A 23,294-nucleotide genomic window follows, 5' to 3' on the forward strand; every position below is an offset into this window, starting at 1 on the left:
AAGAGACAGGGGCAGGGGCAGGGGCAAGGCGGGCACTGAGGCAGCCGACCGGCCTCTCCCGAAACCACAAGCGACTGGCCCGCCGGAGGAATCCGGCGGGCCAGTCGGGCTTCACTGTTCAGTTGTCAGGCACTCGCGAGAGCGCCCGGTACCACCGAGCAGGTTCTTAGAACTTGCCGAGGGTGGAGACCTTCACCAGCGCGGCGATCTCGTTCGCGACGGTGTTGGAGATGGCCTGGTCGCCACCGAAGATGTTCACCTGCTGGGTGGCGGTACCGGTCACCGCGTTCGCGGTGTAGACCGGCAGCACCGACGGAGCGGTGAGCAGCAGCGGGCCGTCGACGGAGGCCATGTACGCGCCACCGGTCAGGGCGTCGGGGAACTTCAGGCCCGTGGCGATACCGACCTGGTCGGCCTTGCCGGCGGGCAGGAAGGCCGCCGCCACCTTGGCAGCGGTGGCGTAACGGTCGGCACCGACGGCCGAGGAGTACAGGCCCTTCGAGCCGGTGATGGAGCCCACCGCGGTGGTGGCCTGGCCGCCGACCGTGGCCACGTCCTGCTGACCGGCGTGCAGCTTGCTGGTCACGTAGGCCTGGGTGGCCGGGTCGAAGGTGTTGAAGCTGCTCAGCACGATCGCCGAGTTGCCGCCACCGAACACGTTGGCCGCGTACGGGCCGGCCGCCAGGGCGTCGGCGAAGCCGTCGTTGTTCGCACCCTCGTCACCGCGGGCGACGATGACGTGCGACGGGTCGCCCATGCCGACCTTGGCGATCTGCAGCGCGGTCCCGTAACGGTCCGCACCGGCCAGGCGCTGGACGTTGTAGCCCAGAGCCGTGATCTGGCTCTCGATGCCCGCGCTGACCGCCTGGTCGCCACCGAGGATGTAGACGGTGGTGCCCTTGGTCGGCAGGATCCGCTGGATCTCGGCCAGGACGGCCGGGTTCGTGGTCTTCTGCAGACCGTCGGTCAGCAGCAGCGGGCCCTGGGCCTTCTTGGCCAGCGGCACACCGGCCAGCGCGTCCGGGAACGCGTTGCCGGTGGACAGCACGATCGCCTTGGCCTGCTGGCGGTTCTGCGCGTCCGTGGTGACGCCCTGGTTCGCCCACTGGTGCTGGGAGATGATCAGGCCCGTGTCGTAGCGGTCGGTACCGGCGGCGCGGAGCACCTGGACGCCGGTCTTCTCGCTGACGGTGACGGTGAAGGTCTGGGTCGAGGTCGAGGTGGCCTGGCCCTGACCGTCGTCCAGCGTCACCTTGACGGTGTAGGTGCCGTCGGTGGTGAAGGTGTGCGACAGCTTCGGGTCGTTGGCCTTGATCATCGACGGGTCACCGGTGAAGGTGGCGGCGGTGGTCTTGTCGCCCCAGTCGACGGTGGTCTTGGCGCCGGCCGCGACCTTCGTGTCGACGGCCGAGCCGGTCAGGGCCAGGGTCACCGGGCTGGTCTTGGTGGCCGTCTTCGCGGACAGGGCCGCGTTCAGGTAGATGTCGGCCACCGAGGCGGAGGCGTTCGCGGTCACCGCGGGGTTGGTGCCGTCGTTCACGGTCAGCAGGACCTTGTAGGTGCCGGCCGCCTGGTAGGCGTGGGCCGCCGGAGCAATCGCCGCACCGGTGCTCTGGTCGAACTTGACCGTCGAGGTGTTCCCGTCGCCCCAGTTCAGGGTGCCGGTCGCGGCGGTGGCCAGGGTCGGGTCGACCGCGGTGCCGGTCAGGTCGGCGGTGGCGTTCAGCAGGTTCGCGCCGCCGTCGGTGAGCTTGACCGCGGCGGTGGTCTTGGCAACCGCGTCGTTCTGCGTGTGCGCCAGCGGCGTGTTGGTCGCGGCGTTGGCCGCGCCCGCGCCGACGACACCCACGCCGACAGCAGCCAGCGTGGTGGTGATAGCCAGCGTCGAAAGACGCTTACGGGCCACAGAGTGGTTGTTCTGGTTTCCCATTATTGGGGGGACCTCCGGAATGGGCCGGGTGCCTGGGACTGGCTTCTCCGGCGTTTCTCGTCTGCAATTTTCAGTTGTGTGGTGCCCCGGTCGCCTCTCGGTGCCGGGGCTGGTCGCGGATCGGGCGGCGCACCTCGTGGGTGCCTCTCCCGCCCGCGGCCAGGCTTTTGGGTTCTCGGCCGGTCAGGCCAGGTGGCCGTGCACCGCGGTGACGACCGATCGAAGCGTGGGGCCGCTGACCGCCGCCGGGCCGCCGAAGACCTCGACGGTGCCGGACGCGCCGACCGCCGCCTCGATGCCTTGCAGCGCGGCCCAGGTGGCGGGAGCGAGCAGGTGGGTCGGGGTGAGCACCAGCGGGCCGCCGGCCCGGGCCAGGGACGCCGCACCGGTCAGCGCGTCGGCGAAGTTCTCGCCGGTGGCCACGCCCGCGGTGGTCTCGCCCTTGAAGGCGCCGGCCACCATCGCGGCGGTGAAGTAGCGGTCGTAGCCGCGGAAGCTCGCGCCGGGCGCCAGCGCGACGTGCGCGCTCTGGGCCGCGGCGACCGCCTGGCCGCCGACCGCCGCCACGGTGCCGCCGGCCTTGGCCAGGTACGCCTTGACGTCCGGGGTCAGCTGCTTGTCGGCGGTCAGCAGGATCGCCGCCGGGTGCGAGGCGTCGGCGCCGAAGATGTCGGCGGCGTACGGACCGGCCGCCAGCGCGTCGGCGTAGTCCTCGCCGGTCGCCAGCACCACGTGGCTCGGGTCGCCGAGCTGGTCGGCGATCTTCAGCGCGGTCTCGTAGCGGTCGCCGCCGCCGATCCGGTCCACGTTCACCGCGCCCAGGGCCTGCACGACCGACTGCGGGACGGCGTTGGTGCCGCCGAGCACGTACACCGTGCCGCCGGGCTTGAGGACCCGCTTGATCTCGGCGGTGACCGCGGCGTTCGGGCCGGTGCCCGGGGTCAGCAGCAGCGGGCCGCCGACCTTCTTCGCCAGCGGGACGCCGGCCAGCGCGTCCGGGAAGGTGCCGCCGGTGGCCAGCACGACGGCCGGCGCCGAACCCGCGGGCAGCTTCGAGGAGATCGCGATCGCGGTCTGGTAGCGGTCGGCGCCGGCTATTCGCGAGACCGCGGTGCCGCCGGCGGCCGAGGTGACGACGACCGGGGTCGTGGCGGCCTCGGCGATGCCGTCGGCGTCGGTGACCGTGGTCTTGAGGGTGTAGGAACCCGCTGCCTTATAGGTGTGGGCGACCGGAGTCGCCAGGTCCTTGGCGGTCGGGCTCTTGAGGTCGGTGGTCGATCCATCACCCCAGTCGAGGGTGATCAGGGCAATGGTCTGCCCGTTGCCGGGGGCGCTCTTGGACAGGTCCGCCGAGACCGCGAGGGAGCCGGGCGTGGTCGTCACGGTCGCCAGGGCCGTCGGGCCGAACTCTGTACCCGTGGTGTACTTCGCGGCTTCGTTCACCGAGGTGACGCCGTCGGTGACCGACAGCTTGACCAGGTATGCGCCCGCGGCCTTGTACGTGTAATGCACCACGACCGTGCCATCGGGGCCGATCACCGGGCCGCTGACCGCAGTGGAACCGTCGCCGAAGTCCAGCGTGTAGGTGAGCTTCGTGCCCGCCACCGTGTCCGACGCGTGGACCACGAAGTAAGTCGCCAGCGGGTCCTTGGCGTTCACGTCCGGGTGGATCTTCAGATCCGCGGAGATGACACCCCCGACGGGCGTCGGGGCCGAAGGCGCCGCCGTCCGCGCCGGAGTCGCCGCCGCGAATGAAGGCGCGGCTACACCCATGCTGACGGCAGACGCGGCCACCGCGGCTACAGCCAGCCGGGCCTTAGTCGGGACATGCATGCGATTTCCTCCGTGGACGGGCGCGGCGGTCGGCAATTACTTGACCGCCCACGCAACCCTCCCCAGAGGCAGACATCTGCGCATCCTGCGATGTGCGTAGAAAGCCATGGGACCAGCTACGTAGCAACGCATGGTTGCCCTTACGCAGGTAAAGTCTTCGAAACAGCTTTGTGACAATCACCGGATCCGGTGTCCCCGAGGGGTCAGTCGGGCCACTTCCCTGTGGCGAGCGCCACATGCAGCCGCTCGTTGTGCGGCGCCAGATCGAGCTCTTGCTCGGCCAGCCACACATCCGATTTATACGTGTTCCGATACCGATCGCCGCCATCGCACAGCAATGTCACGATCGAGCCGCGGGCACCGACGGCACGCAGCTCGCACATCAGCTTCACCACGCCCCAGAAATTGGTGCCGGTGGATCCGCCGGCGTCGCGGCCGCTGAGTTCGGAGACGGTGCGCATCGCGGCGATGGACGCGGCGTCCGGGACCCGGATCATACGGTCCACCACGTCGGGCTGAAAAGAGGGCTCGACCCGCGGCCGGCCGATCCCCTCGATGCGGGAGCCCTTGCCGGTGACGAAGTCGGGGTCGTGGCTGCGCCAACCCTCGAAGAAGGCCGAGTTCTCCGGGTCGACGACGCACAGCTGCGTGCCGTACCGCTGATAGCGCAGGTACCGGCCGATCGTCGCGGACGTGCCGCCGGTCCCGGCCCCGACCACGATCCAGCGCGGGCAGGGGTGCCGTTCCCGGCTCATCTGCTCGAAGATCGACTCGGCGATGTTGTTGTTGCCGCGCCAGTCGGTGGCCCGCTCGGCGTAGGTGAACTGGTCCATGTAGTGGCCGCCGCCGGACTCGGCCGGGGCCGCGGCGGCGACCCTGCGGGCCTCCTCGTACAGCGCGCCCGGGTCGTCCACGAAGTGGCACTCCCCGCCCTGGAACTCGATGAGCTCGCACTTCTCCTTGGAGGTCGAGCGCGGCATCACCGCCACGAACGGCAGGCCCAGCATCCGTGCGAAGTACGCCTCGGACACCGCCGTGGATCCGCTGGAGGCCTCGACGATCGTGGTGCCCTCGCGGATCCAGCCGTTGCAGAGGCCGTAGAGGAACAGCGAGCGCGCCAGCCGGTGCTTGAGCGAGCCGGTCGGATGCGTGGACTCGTCCTTCAGGTACACGTCGATGCCCCACTCGGCCCACGGATCGGGGAGCCGGAGCGGGATCAGGTGGGTGTCGGCGGAGCGGTTGGCGTCCGCCGAGACGCGCCGGATCGCCTCGTCCACCCAGACGCGGCCGGACTGACAGGAGGGGTCGGAGACATCCGTGCTTTGCTGCATGGCCTCATGCTAGATCGTCGCGCTGACACGAATCATCGGAAAACGGATATACCGCTTGATCAAAAACTTGGGAAAGGCGGGCAGCGCTCAGCCCTGATCTGTATCTGACATAACCCGACCACGACCCCGCCACCTCGGGCAAGCAGCGCTCCGCTTCGGCCGCGCGAAAGGGCGGAGCCGCGGCAGCCCTGATCTGCCACGGCCCCGCCGTCTTGGGGCGCGCCGGGTACGCCGGGTGCGCAGCTCAGCCGGCGCTCTCCACGCCGTCCTTGCGCGCGGCCGCCAGTTCGGCCGCGTAGACGGCGGCCGGGGAGGTCGCCAGATAGTCCAGCGCCGACTGCGTGGATCCGTGACGCGACGGGTGATACGAGGGCCTGAGGTACTTCGGTACCTCCGCGGCCAGGCTGGCCAACGTGGGCAGGCGGTCGCGCCGGGCGGCGGCGCGGAACCGGCCCAGGAACTCGCGCTCGGTCATCTGCGGCGGGCGGCCGGGCCGCAGGCCGTTCGGGTCGGCGGCGACCATGAACTTCGCGCCGCGGCCCCAGATCCAGGCGAACGCCATCGACGTCACGATCATCGTGCGGGTGCGCCGGGCGTAGGAGCCGTCCAGGTGCATGAACACGTCGTACGCCACGGACCGGTGCTCCACCTCCTCGGCGCCGTGCCAGCGCAGCAGGTCCAGCATCACCGGGTCGGCGCCGGCCGCGTCCAGGCCGCGGGAGTCGACGATCCACTTGCCGAGCACCGCGGTGAAGTGCTCGATCGCGGCGATGATCGCCAGCCGCTCGCGCAGCCACTTCTTGCGGGCGAACGGTGGCATCGTGGTGTCGCCGAGCAGCTGCTCGAAGAGCCACTCGATCTGTCCGACGAACGGATCGGGATCCAGCCCCTGCACCTTCATGTGGTACAGCACATTCTGGTGCGCGACCGCGTGTGTGCCCTCCTGCCCCATGAAGCCCTTGACCTCGGCCTTGAGCCGTTCGTCGCGGATGTAGGGCAGCACCTGCTTGTAGACGTGCACAAACCAGCGCTCGCCGGCCGGCAGCAACAGGTGCAGCACGTTGATGATGTGCGTCGCGTACGGGTCCTCGGGGATCCAGTGCAGCGGCGTGTTCTCCCAGTCGAACTTCACGCGCCGCGGCTTCAGGTCGGGGTGCCGCTCGTCGAGTTCGGCTGCCGGGCCGCGGCCTGCCGGGGTGTCAGCCATGTCGATCAGCTCCTCAGCCGGTCGGGTCGATCTTCGCCATCCGGCGCGCGAGCGCCGGGGACAGTCGGGAAATGGCCTTGCCGGCCTTGGCCTCCAGCGCGACCGGCACCACCGGCTTGTCGCGCCGCACCGCGTCCACGATGCGCTCGGCCACCTTGTCCGGGCCGAAGTTCCGTCTCCGGTACAGGCCGGTGATGCGCTGCCGGGTGCGCTCCTGCTGTTCCGCGCTCTGCCCGACGAACTTCGTGGTCCGGGTGATGTTGGTGGCGATGAAGCCGGGGCAGATCGCCGAGACGCCGATGCCGTAGCGGGCGAACTCCGCGCGCAGGCACTCGGAGAGCATGAGGACCGCGGCCTTGGAGGTCGAATAGGCGGACAATGTGCGCGACGGCGTATACGCGGCCGCGGACGCGAGGTTCACTATGTGCCCGCCCTCGCCGCGCTCCCGCATCATCTCGCCGAAACACCGCGCGCCGTGGATGACGCCCCAGACGTTGACGCCGAGGATCTTCTCCCAGTCCTTCACCTCGGTGGCGAGGAACGACCCGGACATCCCGATGCCCGCGTTGTTGACCACGATGTCGGGGACACCGGCGGTCGCCTTCACATCATTGGCGAACGCTTCCATGGCTTCACCCGAGGAGACGTCCACGGTGTAGGGGTATCCCCGCGCACCGAGCAGTTCCACGAGTTCCACGGTCCGGGCCGCGGCGACCGCGTCAATGTCGGCAACGACGATGTCCGCGCCCTTCTCGGCGAATGCCAACGCCGTGGCACGGCCGATCCCGGACCCGGCGCCGGTGATGACGACGAGCTTGTCCTCGAACTCCGGCCGGTCTTTAGTGCCTTGCTTGGCCTCGGCACGCAATAGGGAACGCACAGGTTCGGGTCCTCCCGGAGTCGCGATGCTGGACTGGACGAACTCGCGAATCCGCTCGGCGATCAGTGCGGGCTTCTTCACGACGATCCAATGGCCGCCATGGACCTTGCGCACATAGAGCCGCTCGGTCCACGGCGCCGGTGCCTGTGCGGCCAGAGCGGGAGTGACGAACCGGTCGCCGGTCGGCGTGAGCACCTGGACCGGAACGGTGGTCGGCCGCTCCTCGGGATGCCGCATCTTGGGCAGCATGTTGGCGCGGTAATAGAGGACACCGCGCGAACCGTCTCTATGGAGAGTAGGAGAGGGGTCGAGTCTGGTCCCCTCTATGGCCCTGATGATCCGCGGCCACTGCTTGGCCAGACCGAGCCGCCACGCCACCCGCGGTCCCACCGGCAGGTGGAACACCACGATGTACCAGGACGCGAGCGCCTGCTTCAGCGAACGCGCGGCGGCCTTGGGCGTCGGCTTGCGCATACCCGCGCGGGTCCACAGCGCTGCGTGGTCCAGGCACGGCCCGGAGATGGACGTATAGGAGAGGAAACGCTCTGCGGAATCCGCGCGCGTAACCGCTTCCCATGCCTGGATGGAGCCCCAGTCGTGGCCGACCAGGTGCACCGGCCGGTCGGGCGCGACGACGTCGGCGACCGCGTAGAGGTCGTCCGCGAGGAGTTCCAGGGTGTAGCCGTGCTTGAACAGCGGTCCCTTGGAGGCGCCGATGCCGCGGGTGTCATAGGTGACGACGTGGAAGTCATCGACGAGTTCGGACACCACGCCGTCCCACACCGCCTGGGTGTCGGGGTAGCCGTGAACCAGCAATACGGTCGGCTTAGAGGGGTCCCCATAGGTGCGGACAGAGAGCTTGCCGCCCTCCACGGTCACCGCCAGGGTGCGGACGTCCTGGGTCATGAGGGTGCGCCTTCCAGTACCGGTTCCGCCGTCCGGGCCTGTTCCTGCCACCGCCGGACGTGCGGCAGGTCGTCGTCCAGCCAGAAGGCGTCGTCCTCGGTGACCACCAAGAGCTCTTCGAACTTCACCCCGACGTTGCGGAAACCGATGTGCGGCTCGACCGCCCAGAGCCCCGGCGTGGGGGCGTGGCGGGAGGCGCGGCCGCCGGCCCACAACGGGGAGCGGCCCTTGATGCCCTCGGTGACGATCTCCCGGCCCAGAGTCTCCAGGGTGCGCAGGCCGAACCCGAAGGCGTAGCGGCCCATGTTGCGGCGCTGGGTCATCCGGCCGACCTGGTGGCCGATGACGCTGCCCGGGTAGACCTTGTGCCGGGACTCGTAGCCCTGCTGCGCGATGAGTACGTCGACCGCCGCGTAGACCTCGGAGAGGGTGTCCCCGGCCTTGATCCGGTCCAGGATCAGGGTCCGGTATTGCGCGAGGTCGCGCATGAGGGCGTCGAAGATGCGGTTGTCACCGGGCTTACCGAGTACTCCGGCGTAGCCGATGTCGGAGACGTAGCCGTCGACGACCGGGGAGCAGTCGAGGACGTAGGACATCCCCTCCTTGAGCCGCTTGTTGGTCGGGAAGAAGTGCAGCGGCGTCCACGGGCCTTTCAGCGACCGGAACGCCGTGCGCTCCCCGAACCAGGCGAAGGGGATGTGGAAGAAGTCCTCGACGCCGTTCTCCCGCAGGAAGCCGCGCATCCGCCGCGCGACCTCCCGCTCGGTGACGCCGGCCTCCAGTCCCGCGCCGACCGTCTCGGCGCAGCGATAGGCCAGCGCCTGGGCGTCGCGGTGGCGTTGCAGGGCCTCGGGCGTGGGACCGGTTTTATTGGACACGGCGTCTAATGTAAGCGCCGAGTGCCCCGCCGACAAGACCCCGTTTCCGCAGCGGACCCGGAACGGACACCAGGTGTGACTCGCGGCTTCAGGTGGCGACTTCGGCCGGCGACTTCAGCTGGCGGCTTCAGCTGGCGGGTCCGGCGACGCGGTAGTCGGCCAGCAGGTAGCCGGACGGCGTCCCCACGCTCCGGATCAGTTCCAGACCGATATGCGGCAGTCCGTCCAGCAGCCGGCGGCCGTGGCCGACGACCACCGGGACGACCGCGAGCCGCAGCTCGTCGACGACGCCCGCGGTGAGCAGCGACTGGGCCACCGCGATGCTGCCGTGGACGCCGATGTCGCCGCCGGCGGAGTTCTTGAGATCCCGGACGAACCCGACCAGGTCGCCGTCGATCGCGATCGCGTTGCTCCACTGAGTCGCGAGCGGGGTGGACGAGGCGACGTACTTCGGCGCCTTGTTGATGAACGTGGCGAACGGCTCGATGTCGCTGCCCGGCCAGAACGCGCACCACTCGTCGTAGGTGCGGTGGCCGAGGATGACCGCGTCCTGGGTGGCGATGATCTCGGCGCCGTTGGCGTCCACCACGTCGTCCCAGCCGGTGAGGAACTTGTCGGCGGCCTCGGCCACTCCGTCGAGGGAGACGAACTGGGTCACCACTACCTTGCGCATCGCGTTCTCCTCGGGTCGCGCGGGCCGTCATCCGGCCGAGCCGGCTGTCACCTCCTCAGACGACCCGCCGCGCCGATACTCATCGCTCGATTCCCGACCAGTCGCGGAGCTCCCGACCGGCCGCGGAGGCAGAATCAGGAAGACTGAAGCAGATTCAGGAACGGTCGCGACACGCTCACCGATTCGCTCCTCGCCCCGGACATGGCAGCATGGCGATGTGCAGTCCGAGTCCCGCAGCTCCCAGCCCGTTCCCTCCGCCACGCGCACGGCCCCCCGGCGCCGGCTCTCGGTGGACCGCCGCCGCGACGAGCTGATCGAGGCGGCGCTGGACCTGCTCGCCAGCCGCGGCCCGGACGAGGTCTCGGTCGACGACGTGGCGCAGGCCGCCGGCGCCTCGCGCGCCCTGGTCTACCACTACTTCGGGACCAAGCAGGAGCTCTACGCCGCCGCACTGTCCAAGGCCGCCGCCGAGCTGACCCGGCGGCTGGCCCAGGTCGAGCCGGGCGACACGCCGTTGCAGCGGCTGGACCGCGCGGTGCGGGCGTTCGTGGAGTTCGCCGAGGCGCACTCCGCGGGGTTCGTCGCGCTGCTCGGCGGATCCGCGGCCTACGGGTCGGGCGGGGAGTCGGCCGCGCTGGTGCACTCTGTAGAGGACACCGTCTATGAACTCCTCGTGGAAGGCCTCAGGGAGCCCACTCCGGTGAACCCGGTGGTCCGGATGACCCTCAAGTGCTGGGTCGCCGCCGCCGAGACCGCGGTGCTCGACTGGCTGAAGCACCAGGACCTGGCCCGGGTGGAGGTCGAGCAGCAGCTGATCGTGCAGCTCGGCGCGCTGCTTATGGCGATCGGCCATGAGGTCCCGGTCTAGCCCCGTAATAGGGGACGTAGCTACGGGGCGTGCAAATACGTTCCCTGTTCCAACCCCAGGGGCCGTACTCCGGTCATACCTGATGTGAGGAAACTCAAGAGCCCGCTGGCGCATGGCGGTTCGGCCGAGGCCCGCGAACAGTTCCGTGAGTACGCCGTGGGCGCACAGCCGCACCTACGCCGTAGCGCTTACCTGTTGTGCGGGAACTGGCACACCGCCGAGGACTTGGTCCAGACGACCTTCGGTCGGCTGTTCCGGTCCTGGCCCCGGGTGCAGCGCGCCGACTCGATCGACGCCTACGCCCGCACGGTGCTGTACCGCGCCTTCCTGGACCTCAGGCAGAAGGACCACGCGACCGTCGCCCTCGACGACGCCCCCGAACCGGCGTCCCCGGCCGACGACGCCGCCTTGCGGCTCGCGGTGCGCAGCGCACTCGACACGCTGCCGCCCCGGGCCCGGGCGGTCGTCGTCCTGCGGTTCTGGGAGGACCTGAGCGTCGACCAGACGGCCGACGCGCTGGGGGTGTCGCCCGGGACGGTGAAGAGCCAGACGTCCCGGGCGATCGCGATTCTGCGTCAGCGGCTCGGTACCGCTGTCAGCGAGCTCATCCACGACTAGCTGGGAGAAGAACTGTGAACGACATGCGTGAGCTGTTGTCCGGCGCCCTCCCGGCGCCGCAGGACGAGCCACAGCACCGGGACGTCATCGACGACGCCATGGACTGGGGTATGCGCCGGCGGCGGCGGGACTGGGCGCTGTCCGGCGCGGCGGCGCTGGCGGTGATCGCGGTGGGAACCGGGGTGGCCGCTATGAGCGGCGGGTCCGGGAGCACCGTGAGCGCCGGCGGCGGACTGCCCTCGGGTACCCAGACGCACCGGTCGCAGGCCGGCCCGTCCGAACCGGAGGGGACCTTGTGGACGCCGTACTGCTCGGCGCCGGCCACCGTCAAGGGGAACCTGCAGGCGTACTGCGAGCTGTACAACGAGGAGCAGAACTTCAACGTCGACTTCGCCACGGGATCGGTGAAGTACATCCAGGCGGCACTGCCCGCCGGGTTCACCGTGAAGGCGACGGGCAAGTGGGTGCTCATCCTCACCGGGCCGGACGGCAAGACGAACTATCTCTTCCCGTCCACGGAGTCGGCGTTGACGCTGGACGGGCACCCACTCAGCTGCGGCGCTCCGGCCCGGCCCGACTGCGTCGAGACCAGCACCGCCGGCGGAACCCTGGTCGTCGCCGGCGGGCCGTCGGGCCAGCCGAGCGCCGGGTACGTCGGGGCCGGGCTCCAGGACCCGCGAGTGGACATCATCTTGGGGACCTCGGTCACCGGTGGGCTGAACGGGATGGAACCGCCGACGGCGGCCGCACCGCTGCTGACCAACGCCCAGCTGGAGAAGGTCCTGGGCGATCCGGCGTTCCTGGCGTACGCGAAGGCACAACTGCAACACCTGGCGGACATCACGAAGCAACTGCAATCCATGGCGCCGCCGAGCGGTTCCTGGACGCCGTCCAGCGGCGCTTCGGGCTCGGGGTCGTATCCGCCGCCGAGCGGATACCCGTCGAGTCCCCCTTCGGGGAGCGGGGCCTCGTCGGGCTTGTCGTGGCCGTCGTCGCCGTCGGGGAGCGGGGATTCTTCCAGCCTGTCCACGCCCTCGTCGCCTTCGGACAGCGGGGCTTCGACGGGCCAGTCGTGGCCGTCGTCGCCGTCGTCGCCATCGGGAAGCGGGGATTCGTCCAGCCTGTCCACGTCCTCGTCGCCTTCGGGCAGCTCGTCCTCGTGAGCTGAAGTCGGCCCTGAGAAGCGTTTCCGCGCTTCTCAGGGCTTCGCCGTGCCCGTTCTGGTGCCCGCGCTCGTGCCCGTGCTCGGGTGCTCAGGCGAAGACGACCGTGCGGCTCCCGTTCAGCAGCACCCGGTGCTCGGCGTGCCACTTCACGGCCCGGGCCAGCACCTGGCACTCGACGTCGCGGCCGACGGCGACCAGCTGCTCGGGGCGGACGCCGTGCCCGACCCGGGCCACCTCCTGCTCGATGATCGGGCCCTCGTCGAGGTCGGCGGTGACGTAGTGGGCGGTGGCGCCGATCAGCTTCACGCCGCGGGCGTGCGCCTGGTGGTAGGGCTTGGCGCCCTTGAAGCTCGGCAGGAAGGAGTGGTGGATATTGATTATCCGGCCCTCCAGCGCCTTGCAGGCGTCGTCGGTCAGCACCTGCATGTAGCGGGCCAGCACGACCAGCTCCACGCCCCGGCTCTCGACCACCTCCAGCAGCGCGGCCTCGGACTTCGCCTTGGCCTCTTCGTCCCCGGCGGCGACCGGCAGGTGCACGAAGTCCACGCCGTAGGAGCGGGTCAGCTCCTCGAAGTCCCGGTGGTTGGACACCACGGCGGCGATCCGTACCGGCAGCGCCCCGGTGCCGGCCCGGAACAGCAGGTCGTTCAGGCAGTGCCCGAACTTGCTGACCATCAGCACCACCGGCATCAGCTCGCGGGCGTCGCGGATCCGCCAGGCCATCCGGAAGGTCGCGCCGACCGCGGCGAAACTGCTGTCGAGCTGTTCCAGGGTGACCTCGTCGTGCACCCGCTCGAAGCTCACCCGCATGAAGAACAGCCCCGAGTCCGGGTCGCCGTACTGCTGGCTGTCCAGGATGGTGCAACCGGTCATGAGGAGGTAGTTCGCGACGCCGTGCACTACGCCGGGGGTGTCCGGACACGACAGGGTGAGGACCCACTGCTGCTTCTGCTGGTCAGCCATGCCCGCCATTGTGGCTGATCGCGGGCGTTCGTCCTAGTAACCGTCCGGCTGGCGGTCCTCTCCCCGTCCCGACCGGGACGACGGAGGAAACATCGGCGAAGCAGCGGGGAAACCTTGGTCGGGCATCGTGGGGGCATCGCGTCGCCGATCGAAGGGGGATCCCCGATGAGCAGGAAGATCGTCGTCGTCGGCTGGGGGCCGGCGGCCCACCGTCTGGTCACCGGCCTGCTCGGCACCGACGCCGAGGTGGACGTCACCGTCTACGCCGGCGAGGGCGCCGTCGCGCACGACCGCTCCGCACTGCCGAGCACATTGGTCAAGACTCGTGCGGGCCGCACAGCCCACGAAGCGTCCGAGGCCCGGGACCGCGCGGACACCGCGTTCGACACGACCGCGGCCGCCCTGCCGACGCCGAACGACCCGCGGCTGGACCTGCGCGCCGGGGTCCGGGCCGTGGCCGTGGACCGGCTGCACCGCCTGGTCCACGGCTCTGACCAGTGGATTCAGCCCTACGACACGCTGGTGCTGGCCACCGGCGCCAATCCGGTGCTGCCGCCGATCAGGGGGCTGCGAACCGCCGACGGCCGGGACCTGCTGCCCGGCGTGCACTCGGCGCACAACGCCGCCGATTTCCACCGGCTGGCCGAGGCGGCGGCGCCCGCGAGCCACGCGGTCGTCATCGGCGGCAGCAGTACCGGGCTCGCTGTGGCCGCGGCCCTGCGGATCTCCCGCAGCGACGATCCGCTGCACGTCGAGCTCGTCGACCAGACCCCCGCCACCCCCGAGATAACGCCGACCGATGCCTATCTGACGCTGCGGCGCACGGGAGTGATCGCCTACCAGGACTGCCGGGTCCGGGCCCTGGAATCCGGGTCCGCCGATGCCCTGACGGCGGTCACCCTCGCCGACGGCCACCGGCTCGGCTGCGATCTGGCGGTCATCGCCTGCGGCACGGCCCCGAACACGGCGCTGGCCTGGACCTCGGGGCTGGCGGTGGCGCGCGGGATCGTCGTCGACGACACGCTGCGCAGCGTCTCCGACCCGCACATCCACGCCCTCGGAGCCTGTGCCGAGCACCGGCGGAGCTTGTCCGGGCGGCACGAGACGCTGCTGGCGCAGGCCGATGTGCTCGCCGGCCGGCTCTCGGGGCTCGACCCGCAGCGGACCTACCGGGGACCGGCGCAGCGCGCGGCGAACGCCACGAGTGTCGTGGCCGAAGCCGAGGCGTTGCTCAGGGCCGCCGCGGCCTGACCCGCTCGCACCACCACACACAAGCCAGGGCCGGCCAACGGCGCCCGACCCTCGGTGGCGGTACCGGTGCACCTGGCCGGTACCGCCACCGCTTTGTCGCCGACGCCTCGTTGCCACGGCTTGTCGCCACGGCTCGTTGGCGCAACTCTTCGCCACAGCTCATTGCCACAGCTCATTGCCACCGCCACCTCAGCAGGCCGAAATCTCCGTGCCCTGGCGAGGCCGAGTCGGCAGACTGTCCGGATGGGAGATCAAGAATCGAATCCGGGCACCGTCGCGACACAGGATGCTGTCACGGCCGGGCAGGCGAGATCGGCTGAGGCCACGCGCGAAGCCCGCCGCATGTCGTTCAACGCCGATGCGCTGACCTACCGGCGCGGCCGGCCGCCGTACCCGGAGGCGGTCTTCGATCTGCTGGCCGAGCGGTGCGGACTGGGCCCCGGCACGCGCGTGCTGGAGATCGGCGCCGGAACGGGCCTGGCGACCGGGCCGTTGCTGGCGGCCGGCGCGCGGGTGGTCGCGGTCGAGCCCGGCGAGAGCCTGGCCGCGGTGCTCGCCGCGGAGCACACGGGTGATCGGCTGGAGATCTCGGTGAGCGATTTCGAGACCGCGGACCTGCCGGGCGGATTCGACCTCGCGGTGGCGGCCACCGCGCTGCACTGGCTGGACCCGGCGACGTCGACCGCGAAGATCGGTGCCCAGGTGCGTCCGGGCGGTTGGCTGGCCGCGTGGTGGAACGAGTTCGGCGACGCCAAGCGGCCGACGCTGTTCCGCGACCGGCTCGACGAGGTCTACCACGATCTGCTGCCCGGCGAGACCGGCTATCGGAACAGCCGCTCGCACGTGCTGGACACCGACCGGTGGCGCGGGCAGTTGACCGCGGGCGGCTACTTCGGTTCCGTCGAGGTCGAGATCATGGAGTGGCAGCAGATCCTGACCACGCAGTCCGCGCGGGATCAGTGGTCCACGTTCCCGAACATCAGAGAACTCGATCCGCCGAGCCGTGAGGAGTTCCTGACCCGTCTCGGTTCGCTCGTCGACGAGCTCGGCGGGCGGGTCGCGGATCCGCGGCTGACTGTCATCTACACCGCTCAGCGTGTCGAAGGCGCGGCGTGACCGACTGAAAGCGTGCGCTAGCCCCGGAACCGCGCCACCAGATCCCGCTTGATCACCTTCCCGGTCGGGTTCCGCGGCAGTCCTTCGACCACTTCCAGTTGCTCCGGCAGCTTGTGCGTGGTCAGCCCCGCGCTCTTGAGGAACGCGACCATCTCCGCGAACTGCAACGCCTCCGCGCCGTCCGCGCCGACCACGACGGCGCACACCCGCTCCCCACGGTCGGCGTCCGGCAGGCCGACCACCGCGACGTCGGCCACCCGCGGGTGCGTGAACAGCAGGTCTTCGATCTCCTTCGCGGAGATGTTCTCGCCCTTGCGGATGATGATGTCCTTCAGCCGTCCGGTGATCCGCACGAAGCCGTCGGCGTCGACCGTGCCGAGGTCACCGGTCCGGAAGTAGCCGTCGGCGTCGAACGCGTCGGCGTCCAGGGCCGCGTCGACATAGCCGAGCATCAGTTGCGGCGCCTTGGCCCGCAGCTCGCCTTCCTCACCCGGCGCGGCGGCCTTGCCTTCCAGCGTCACCACCCGCAGTTCGACACCGCGCATCGGGCGGCCTTCGGAGTCGTCGAGCGCCGACTGGGGATCGTGCACGGTCGACATGGTCAGGATCGGCGCCTCGGTCAGGCCCCAGCCGGCTATCACGCCCAGGCCGCCGACCTCGGCGCGGATCTGGGCGTGCAGGGTGGCCGGTCGCGGCGCGCCGCCGCCGTTGCACAGCCGGAAGTAGGGGAAGGCCCGCTGGCCCGGATGGGTCTTCACGAACTCGCGCTGGGCCTTCAGGTAGGCCAGGTGGAACGGTGTCCCCGAGCCGCCGAGCGTCACCTTCTCCCGGCCGAACAGGTCGACGGCCGCCGCCGGGTCGAAGCGGTCCAGCAGCACGTTCGACAGGCCGGCCATCAGCGAGGAGGCCAGCCAGATGGGGCCCGCGACGTGGGTCAGCGGGAACGCCATGCCGTTGATGTCCTCGCCGGTCAGCGCCAGGCACTCGTGCATCCCGCGCGCCGCCGCGAGGATCGCCGTGTCGGTGTGGCGGGCGCCCTTGGGGTCGGCGGTCGTGCCCGAGCTGTAGAAGTACCAGCGGAGTTCGCGTTCGCCAGGGGCCTGATACGCGGGCAGGACCGCCGGATCGCCGTCCGGGAGCGATCGATCGGCCGCGATGTGCCGGGTGCCGGTTCCCTCGGTGAGCCGGGCGATCATCGCCGCGAAGTCGAAGCCGCCGAACTCCGAGGGCGTGATCACCACTTCCGGGGCGATCTGCCGGACGATGAACCCCACCTCGCGGTCCCGGTAGATCGGGATGATCGGGTTCTGGATCGCGCCGAGCCGGCTCAACGCGGCCATCAGGACGTAGCCGGCGTTCCAGGTCGGGAGTTGCCAGGACACCACGGTGCCGGTGCGCACTCCGAGGTCGTGCAGTCCGGCGGCGGTGCGCAGGGCGGCGTCCCGGAACTCGCCGTTCGTCATCCGCGACCCGCCGGAGTCCACCAGCAGCTCGCGTCCGGGATCGGCCTCGGCGCGGCGCTCGATCAGCTCCCACAGACTCCCGGCGTCCAGCATCCCGCGGCCTCCCGATCGGATCTGACGGTGGGTCAGTTCTACGCTGTTCTACTGCACGCCGCGATCAGGGGGAAGAGCCGTGCCCCTTGCGGCCGCAATGCCGATCAGTACGATATCTGACGGTGCGTCAGATCGCGGCTCTGCTCTTGCCCGCGCCCTCCCGCGCTCAATGAACCGACGACGAGCAAGGAGCCCACCGTGGAGTTCGGCCTCTTCAACAGCCTGTACGTACCGAAGAACCACCCCGGGATAACGGAAGCCTCGCGGCTGCGCGACGAGATCGAGCTGGTCAAGGCCGCCGACCGGGCCGGCTTCAAGTACACCTGGGCCACCGAGCACCACTTCCTCGACGAGTACTCGCACCTGTCCGCCAACGAGGCCTTCCTGGGCTACCTGGCCGCCGCCACCGAGCGGATCCACATCGGCTCGGGCATCTTCAACATCACCCCGCCGGTCAGCCACCCGGCCCGGGTCGCCGAGAAGGTCGCGGTGCTGGATCACCTGTCCGGCGGCCGGTTCGAGTTCGGCGTCGGGCGCGGCTCCTCGACCACCGAGACCAAGGGCTTCGGCATCGAGGACTCCGACCTGACCCGGGAGATGGTCGACGAGACGCTGCCGCAGATCGTGCGGATGTGGAAGGAGACGGACTACTCCTACGACGGCCGCTTCTTCTCGATGCCCACGCGCAACGTCCTCCCCAAGCCGCTGACCGACCCGCACCCGCCGCTGTGGGTCGCGGCCGGCTCGCCGGGCACCTTCAAGAAGGCGGCCGAGATGGGCATCGGCGTGCTCTGCTTCGCCCAGGCCTCGATGGACGACCTGGGCAAGCTGATCGCCGTCTACAAGGAGGAGATCGAGCGCTGCGAGAACCCGGTCGGCGGCTACATCAACAACAACGTCATGGTCACCTCGCAGCTGGTGTGCCTGGAGGACGGCCGGCGGGCCCGCGAGGTGGCGGCCACGATGGGCTCCGGCTACCACCAGAGCCTGCTGTGGAAGTACCTGGACACCTTCCCGCGCCCGCAGTGGGTCAACGACCTCGGCGGCACGATCCCGGAGATGGACCGGGCGACCATCGACGCGGTGATCGAGGCCAAGGCGATGTGCATCGGCACCCCGGACGAGGTCTCCGAGGCGGTCGCGGCGGTCCAGGCGATCGGCGCCGACCAGTTGGTCTTCGGGATGCTGTCGACGGCGATGCCGATCGAGGCGGCGATCGAGTCGGTGCAGACCTTCGGGCGCGAGGTGCTGCCGCGTTTCGACACCGACCCGGTGCACTCCACGACGCGGCAGCGCGAGGCTCAGTTGGGGGGCTGAGACCTCACTTGCCCCAGGCCGCGGCGAGATCGGTGCTGGTCGTCAGCACGGCCAGCACCCTGAGGGTGTTCTCGATCACCGACTCGGCGTACGCCGCCGGCACCCCGGCGACCGCGTCGCGCGGCAGGACCACGTCGAAGCCGGCGTTGACCGCGTCCATCACCAGGTTGGTGATGGCGACGTTGACCGAGACGCCGACCGGGATCACCGTGCGGGTGCCCAGGTTGCGCAGGACGGCGGCCAGGCCGGAGTCGTACATGGGGCCCAGGCCGTGGTAGCGCGGCAGTTCGAGGTCGGTGTCCAGTAGGCCGATCTCGTCGATGACCGCGGCGGCCTTCGAGCCGGGCAGCAGGTCTTGGACGTCCTCGCGCCGGGCCGACCGCAGCGCCGCGGCGAACAGGCCCGCGTTGGTGTTCGCACCGCGGGTATCGGCTCGGCGGTAGACGGTGGCGTGGATGACCGGGATGCCGGCCGCGCGGGCGGCCTCCACGACCCGGGCCATGGCCGGGATGTGCGGACGGGCCGCGTCGGCGAGTTGGGGGAACAGCGCAGACGGGCCCAGGACCCCGTTCTGCAACTCGGAGGTGACGACGGCGCAGCGGGACGGCTCCAGCATCGCGAACACATCGACCGGCATGCCGCGCACAGTAGCTGACACGGAGTCAGAACGGGAGTGGGTCTTGTGGCCCGCGATCCGCCGCAATACGCTCACCTGACGGACCGTCAGATTTCCATGGAAAGCCCGCCCGGAGCCCGACAGGAGCCCGCCTTGCAGCTGCGTGACACACCGGCCCAACAGCGGTTCCGCGAAGAGCTGCGGGCCTGGCTGCGCGCGGTCCTGCCGACCCTGGACCGGCAGCCGTCGCAGGACGACTGGCCGGCCCGCAGGTCTTACGACTCGCACTGGCAGGCGCTGCTGCACCAGGCCGGGTACGCCGGGCTGAACTGGCCGGCCGAGTACGGCGGGCGCGGTGCCACCCCGACCGAGCACCTGATCTTCCTGGAGGAGTCCGAGCTGGCCGGCGCGCCCTACGTCGGGGTGAACTTCGTCGGCCTGCTGCACGCCGGCCCGACGCTGATCGCCGAGGCCGGCCCGGAGCAGCGCGAGCGGCACATCCCGGCGATCCTGCGCGGCGAGGAGATCTGGTGCCAGGGCTTCTCCGAGCCGGACGCCGGCTCGGACCTGGCCGCGCTGCGGACCCGGGCGGTGCTCGACAGCGACGGCGAGCACTACGTCGTCAACGGCCGCAAGATCTGGACGTCGCACGCCGAAGTCGCGGACTTCTGCGAACTGCTGGTGCGCACCGGCCCGCCGGACGGCCCGAAGCACCAGGGCATCACCTGGCTGATCATGCCGATGGACACCCCCGGCCTCACCCTGCGCCCGCTGAAGACCGCCGGCGGCTCGACCGAGTTCTCCGAGATGATCCTGGAGGACGTACGGATCCCGGTGGCCAACCGGGTCGGCAACGAGGGCGACGGCTGGCGGATCGCGATGGTGACCTTCGCCTTCGAGCGCGGGACCGGGTTCGTCGCCGAGGTGGTCTGGGCCCGGCGGCGGCTGCTGGAGATCGCCGCGCTGGCCCGGGAGAACGCGACCTGGGAGGACTCTGAGATCCGCCGCCGGATCGCCCGGCTGGCGGCCGAGTTCGACGCCCTGTGGGCTCTGGTGAAGCGGAACGTCTCAGAGGCCGAGCATTCAGCCGATGGCATCCCCGGCCCTGGTTCCTCAGTTTTCAAGTTGAGGTTTTCCGAAGCCCGGCAGCACCTGGACGATCTGCACGCCGAAGTCCGCGGCCGGGACTCCCTGGCCTTCGACGACGACCTGTGCACCTACGACGGCGAGCCCGGCTACGAGCGCCTCAGGTCCCTGGCATACACCATCGCCGCGGGGACGTCGCAGGTCCAGCGCAACATCATCGGCGAGCGGATCCTCGGGCTGCCCAAGGAACCCAAGGAGCCGTCGGCGGCTAGCGCGGCGAAGGGGGACGGGCGGTAATGGACTTCCGACCGACACAGGACCAGCTGGCGCTGGCCGGCGCGGTGCGCGACGTGCTGGGCAAGCACCCCGCGCCGGGCACCCCGGGCCAGGACGGGCCGGAGCCCGGCGTGGGCGGCGTGGCCGGGGCGCTGTGGCGCGACCTGGCCGAGCTGGGGATCTTCGGCGTCCGGGTACCGGAGGCGGACGGCGGGCTGGGACTGGGCCACCCCGAATCAGTGCACGTCTTCGAGGAGCTGGGCCGCTCGCTGGCCACCGGCCCGTTCACCGCGACCGCGCTGGCCGCGACCCTGCTGCCGGAATACGCGGCCGGCCGGCACCGGGTCGGGCTGGGCGACCTGACCGGCGGCGCGCCGCAGCTGCTGGAACACCTCGACGCCCTGGACGCGCTGCTGGTCATCGAGATCGTGGACGGCGAGACCCCGGGCGTGGCCGGGCACAGCCAGGTGCTGCGGGTCGAACCGATCGAGCTGCGCGCCGACGCCGTCCCGCACCCGGTGGATCCCCGCGTCCCGCTGCACCGCCTGCGGCAGAAGCCGCTGCGCGGCGAGATCGTCGGCGATGCCGGGACCGCCGACGCGCTGCTGCGCGAGGGTGCCCTGCTCACCGCGGCCTACCAGGTAGGCATCGCGGCGGTGCTGACCGAACGCGCCGTCGCCTACGCCAAGCAGCGCACCCAGTTCGGCCGGGCCATCGGCTCGTTCCAGGCGGTCAAGCACCTGTGCGCGGACATGTTCGCGCGCGCCGAGCTGGCCCGGGCCGCCGTGCACTCGGCCGCGGTGCAGCTGGCCGACGAGGCGGTCGGGTCCGACGGCGCGGACCTGCCGGCGGCGGCGGCCGCGGTGTCGGCGGCCAAGCTGCTCGCCGACGACGCCGCGGTGGCGAACGCGCGGGCGGCGATCCAGGTGCACGGCGGCATGGGATGCACCTGGGAGATGGGTCTGCACTTCTACCTCAAGCGCGCCTGGGCCCTGTCCCTGGCCTACGGCCGGGCCGCGGAGCACGCGGACCTGATTTCTGAATCCCTGTAAGGGAAATCCCGCGCGCGTCACCCGTCGAGGCGGCGCGTCGGCCGCCCGGACCAGGACGTGTCATCTCCGCCACACTCAGGCATTGATTGATGGCGAATATTGACACCCCGCAACGCTGCGCCTATACCTGTATCCCTAGCGTAATCATGGCGAACCCCCAGCTCAGCAGCTCACCGACGGCCCGAAAGGGTACGGTTTGAGCAGGTGAGAGCCTGCTCGGCGGCGATGCCAGGGCTCTGCGACCGTCCGTTTCGAACCCCCGGAACCCACAGGACTACATCGGCCGCGACTGGTTACAACTGAATCAGAGTTCTCATTGCCACCGTGGGGACGACCGCACCGCCCGCCCAGAAGTATAAGTCCGCGCAATGCCACATAGCACCACAGCGCTACCGAACAACCGGGAAAGAGCTCAGCCCATGCGTACCGCACCCGCCCCTCCGCCGGCCGGCGGCGGCGTCCGCCCGAGCGCGCCGTCCGCCCGGTCGTTCGCGGCCGTCGGCCGCCGTCCGGTCCGGTGTACGCGGGACGCCGCGCCCATAGGTGCGCCATGGCGATGATCTGCCTGGTCTCGGCCAAGAACTCGCCGGGAGTGACCACCACGGCGGTGGCGTTGGCCGAGGCCTGGCCGCGTCCGGTACTGCTGGCCGAGTGCGATCCGCGCTACGGCGACATCGTGGCCGGCTACCAGCAGGGCGGCGGCGATGTGGCCAAGGGGCTGCTCGGGCTGGCCGCCATCCATCAGCACACGGATATCCGCCAGGAGGTCTTCCGCTACGTCCAGCCGCTGAGCCCGAACTCGACCGCCCGGTTCCTGGCCGGGGTCCAGGTCCCGGCCCAAGCCGCCGCGGTATCAGTACTCTGGGAACCACTGTCCCGGGTGCTGCCGGCACTGGTCGTGAAGCGCCGGCCGGTGGACGTGATCGTCGACTGCGGCCCGCTGCACGCCGCGCACGCCCCGCTGCCGCTGATCCAGCACGCCGATCTGGTGCTGATGCTCACCGGCGACCACCTGGAGCAGATCCGCGCGGCCCACGACGCGGTCGGCAGCATCACCGGGCAGTTGGCCGCCGCCCGGCCGCGCGCCGACCCGCGCTGGTGCCTGGCCGGCGTCGTGATCCCGCCGGGCGCCCGCCGCCACAACCCCCGGGAGGCGATCGAGCAGGCGCTGGAGATCGACGTGATCGCCGAGGTGCGGCACGACATCAAGGTCGGCGCGGAGCTGCTGGGCCGCCGGAACCTCCCGAGCGGCTATTCACGCTCGGGATACATGCGGGACATCCGGGAGTTGCAGGCTGCGATCGACCGCCAGTTGAACCGCCCGGCACCGCCGGCGCGCACCGTCACCTCGAGCCGCCGGCTGACGGTGGTACCCGGGGAGGCCGCCCATGCCGGCTGACAAGAACGACCCTCGGCACGCACAGGGTGGGCCCCCAGGGCGGGCCCGCGGTGGAAGCAGCAGATACGACCAGGTGTCAGAGCTGCGCGACGCGATCGCGTTCCTGAACCGGGAGAGCGTCGCGCTGCCCGAGCCCGGCACCCCGCCTTGGGAGGGCCGGGAACCGGCCGATCCACCGCCGTCCGCCGGCCCCGGACCGAAGCCGCCGCTGGCCCCGGTCCGCGAGCTCAGGCCGCCGCAAGGACGGCCGCCGTCCCACGCTCTGCCCCCCGCACCGCCGCCGATCGTGGAGAACGCCTTGCAGTTCAAGGGTGCGTCGAGCGCCAGTCGGCGTCAGCTCCCGCCGCCCCCGGCCGCGGCCCCGGCCCAGTC

Annotated in this window: 19 protein-coding genes and 1 pseudogene; 10 read left to right on the top strand and 10 right to left on the bottom strand. The window is 70.6% G+C overall.

Annotated elements, in window-relative coordinates:
- Positions 1-166: 166 nt before the first annotated feature.
- The 7 genes from IZR01_RS34260 to IZR01_RS34290 form a co-directional block, all read right to left on the bottom strand.
- Positions 167-1,906, bottom strand: coding sequence for a cell wall-binding repeat-containing protein (locus IZR01_RS34260; RefSeq protein ID WP_194926261.1), 1,740 nt, complete (start codon positions 1,904-1,906; stop codon positions 167-169).
- Between the two features lie 207 nt (positions 1,907-2,113).
- Positions 2,114-3,763, bottom strand: a complete 1,650-nt coding sequence (locus tag IZR01_RS34265) for a cell wall-binding repeat-containing protein (protein WP_194926262.1) — start codon at positions 3,761-3,763, stop codon at positions 2,114-2,116.
- 203 nt (positions 3,764-3,966) lie between these two features.
- Entirely contained in the window at positions 3,967-5,094 is a 1,128-nt protein-coding gene (cds1, locus tag IZR01_RS34270) for an L-cysteine desulfhydrase Cds1 (RefSeq protein WP_194926263.1), read from the bottom strand.
- 244 nt (positions 5,095-5,338) lie between these two features.
- Positions 5,339-6,301: a metal-dependent hydrolase gene (locus IZR01_RS34275; RefSeq protein ID WP_194893697.1), complete on the bottom strand. Its 963-nt coding sequence runs from the start codon at positions 6,299-6,301 to the stop codon at positions 5,339-5,341.
- A 13-nt stretch (positions 6,302-6,314) separates the two neighbouring features.
- Positions 6,315-8,087, bottom strand: a complete 1,773-nt coding sequence (locus tag IZR01_RS34280; RefSeq protein ID WP_194926264.1) for an SDR family oxidoreductase — start codon at positions 8,085-8,087, stop codon at positions 6,315-6,317.
- Positions 8,084-8,965 carry a M24 family metallopeptidase gene (locus IZR01_RS34285; protein WP_194893695.1) on the bottom strand — a complete coding sequence of 294 codons (882 nt, stop codon included), beginning with the start codon at positions 8,963-8,965 and terminating at the stop codon, positions 8,084-8,086. Before IZR01_RS34285 ends, IZR01_RS34280 begins: the two co-directional genes overlap by 4 nt.
- A 127-nt stretch (positions 8,966-9,092) precedes the next feature.
- Positions 9,093-9,638 (bottom strand): dihydrofolate reductase family protein, encoded by a 546-nt coding sequence (locus IZR01_RS34290; RefSeq protein WP_194893694.1) that lies wholly within the window; start codon positions 9,636-9,638, stop codon positions 9,093-9,095.
- Between the two features lie 217 nt (positions 9,639-9,855).
- Here IZR01_RS34290 and IZR01_RS51320 point away from each other — a divergent pair, with 217 nt between their 5' ends.
- The 3 genes from IZR01_RS51320 (at position 9,856) to IZR01_RS34305 (ending at position 12,287) form a co-directional block, all read left to right on the top strand.
- A complete protein-coding gene (locus tag IZR01_RS51320) occupies positions 9,856-10,506 on the top strand; it encodes a TetR/AcrR family transcriptional regulator (RefSeq protein WP_323747175.1) in 651 nt (216 codons plus the stop codon).
- 84 nt (positions 10,507-10,590) lie between these two features.
- Positions 10,591-11,124, top strand: coding sequence for a SigE family RNA polymerase sigma factor (locus IZR01_RS34300; protein ID WP_194893692.1), 534 nt, complete (start codon positions 10,591-10,593; stop codon positions 11,122-11,124).
- Positions 11,125-11,138: 14 nt separating this feature from the next.
- Complete coding sequence (locus IZR01_RS34305) at positions 11,139-12,287, top strand: hypothetical protein (RefSeq protein ID WP_194893691.1); 1,149 nt, start codon at positions 11,139-11,141, stop codon at positions 12,285-12,287.
- 90 nt (positions 12,288-12,377) lie between these two features.
- Here IZR01_RS34305 and purU read toward each other — a convergent pair whose 3' ends face one another.
- Positions 12,378-13,262 carry a formyltetrahydrofolate deformylase gene (purU, locus tag IZR01_RS34310; protein ID WP_194893690.1) on the bottom strand — a complete coding sequence of 295 codons (885 nt, stop codon included), beginning with the start codon at positions 13,260-13,262 and terminating at the stop codon, positions 12,378-12,380.
- A gap of 156 nt (positions 13,263-13,418) precedes the next feature.
- Between purU and IZR01_RS34315 the strand changes: the two genes are divergently transcribed.
- Both IZR01_RS34315 and IZR01_RS34320 read left to right on the top strand, forming a co-directional pair.
- Positions 13,419-14,504, top strand: coding sequence for an FAD-dependent oxidoreductase (locus IZR01_RS34315; RefSeq protein ID WP_194893689.1), 1,086 nt, complete (start codon positions 13,419-13,421; stop codon positions 14,502-14,504).
- 243 nt (positions 14,505-14,747) lie between these two features.
- Complete coding sequence (locus tag IZR01_RS34320; protein ID WP_194926265.1) at positions 14,748-15,620, top strand: class I SAM-dependent methyltransferase; 873 nt, start codon at positions 14,748-14,750, stop codon at positions 15,618-15,620.
- A 17-nt stretch (positions 15,621-15,637) separates the two neighbouring features.
- Here the strand turns inward: IZR01_RS34320 and IZR01_RS34325 are convergent, their stop codons facing one another.
- Positions 15,638-17,176: a class I adenylate-forming enzyme family protein gene (locus IZR01_RS34325; RefSeq protein WP_194926266.1), complete on the bottom strand. Its 1,539-nt coding sequence runs from the start codon at positions 17,174-17,176 to the stop codon at positions 15,638-15,640.
- A 198-nt stretch (positions 17,177-17,374) separates the two neighbouring features.
- Between IZR01_RS34325 and IZR01_RS34330 the strand changes: the two genes are divergently transcribed.
- The gene (locus tag IZR01_RS34330) at positions 17,375-18,493 is read left to right on the top strand and encodes an LLM class flavin-dependent oxidoreductase (RefSeq protein WP_194926267.1); all 1,119 of its coding nucleotides are present in this window, start codon (positions 17,375-17,377) and stop codon (positions 18,491-18,493) included.
- Between the two features lie 4 nt (positions 18,494-18,497).
- Here IZR01_RS34330 and IZR01_RS34335 read toward each other — a convergent pair whose 3' ends face one another.
- A complete protein-coding gene (locus IZR01_RS34335) occupies positions 18,498-19,130 on the bottom strand; it encodes a cysteine hydrolase family protein (RefSeq protein ID WP_194926268.1) in 633 nt (210 codons plus the stop codon).
- Between the two features lie 132 nt (positions 19,131-19,262).
- Here IZR01_RS34335 and IZR01_RS34340 point away from each other — a divergent pair, with 132 nt between their 5' ends.
- From IZR01_RS34340 to IZR01_RS34355, 4 genes and pseudogenes are all read left to right on the top strand, one after another.
- Complete coding sequence (locus IZR01_RS34340) at positions 19,263-20,492, top strand: acyl-CoA dehydrogenase family protein (RefSeq protein WP_194893684.1); 1,230 nt, start codon at positions 19,263-19,265, stop codon at positions 20,490-20,492.
- Complete coding sequence (locus tag IZR01_RS34345; protein WP_194926269.1) at positions 20,492-21,523, top strand: acyl-CoA dehydrogenase family protein; 1,032 nt, start codon at positions 20,492-20,494, stop codon at positions 21,521-21,523. Before IZR01_RS34340 ends, IZR01_RS34345 begins: the two co-directional genes overlap by 1 nt.
- Before the next feature lie 550 nt (positions 21,524-22,073).
- Positions 22,074-22,922: a CpaE/TadZ family protein gene (locus IZR01_RS34350; RefSeq protein WP_194893682.1), complete on the top strand. Its 849-nt coding sequence runs from the start codon at positions 22,074-22,076 to the stop codon at positions 22,920-22,922.
- Positions 22,912-23,294: pseudogene (locus tag IZR01_RS34355) on the top strand (hypothetical protein); the annotation flags it as partial. The gene IZR01_RS34350 and the pseudogene IZR01_RS34355, both read left to right, overlap by 11 nt.

This window comes from Catenulispora pinisilvae (assembly GCF_015356865.1).
Lineage (GTDB): Bacteria > Actinomycetota > Actinomycetes > Streptomycetales > Catenulisporaceae > Catenulispora > Catenulispora pinisilvae.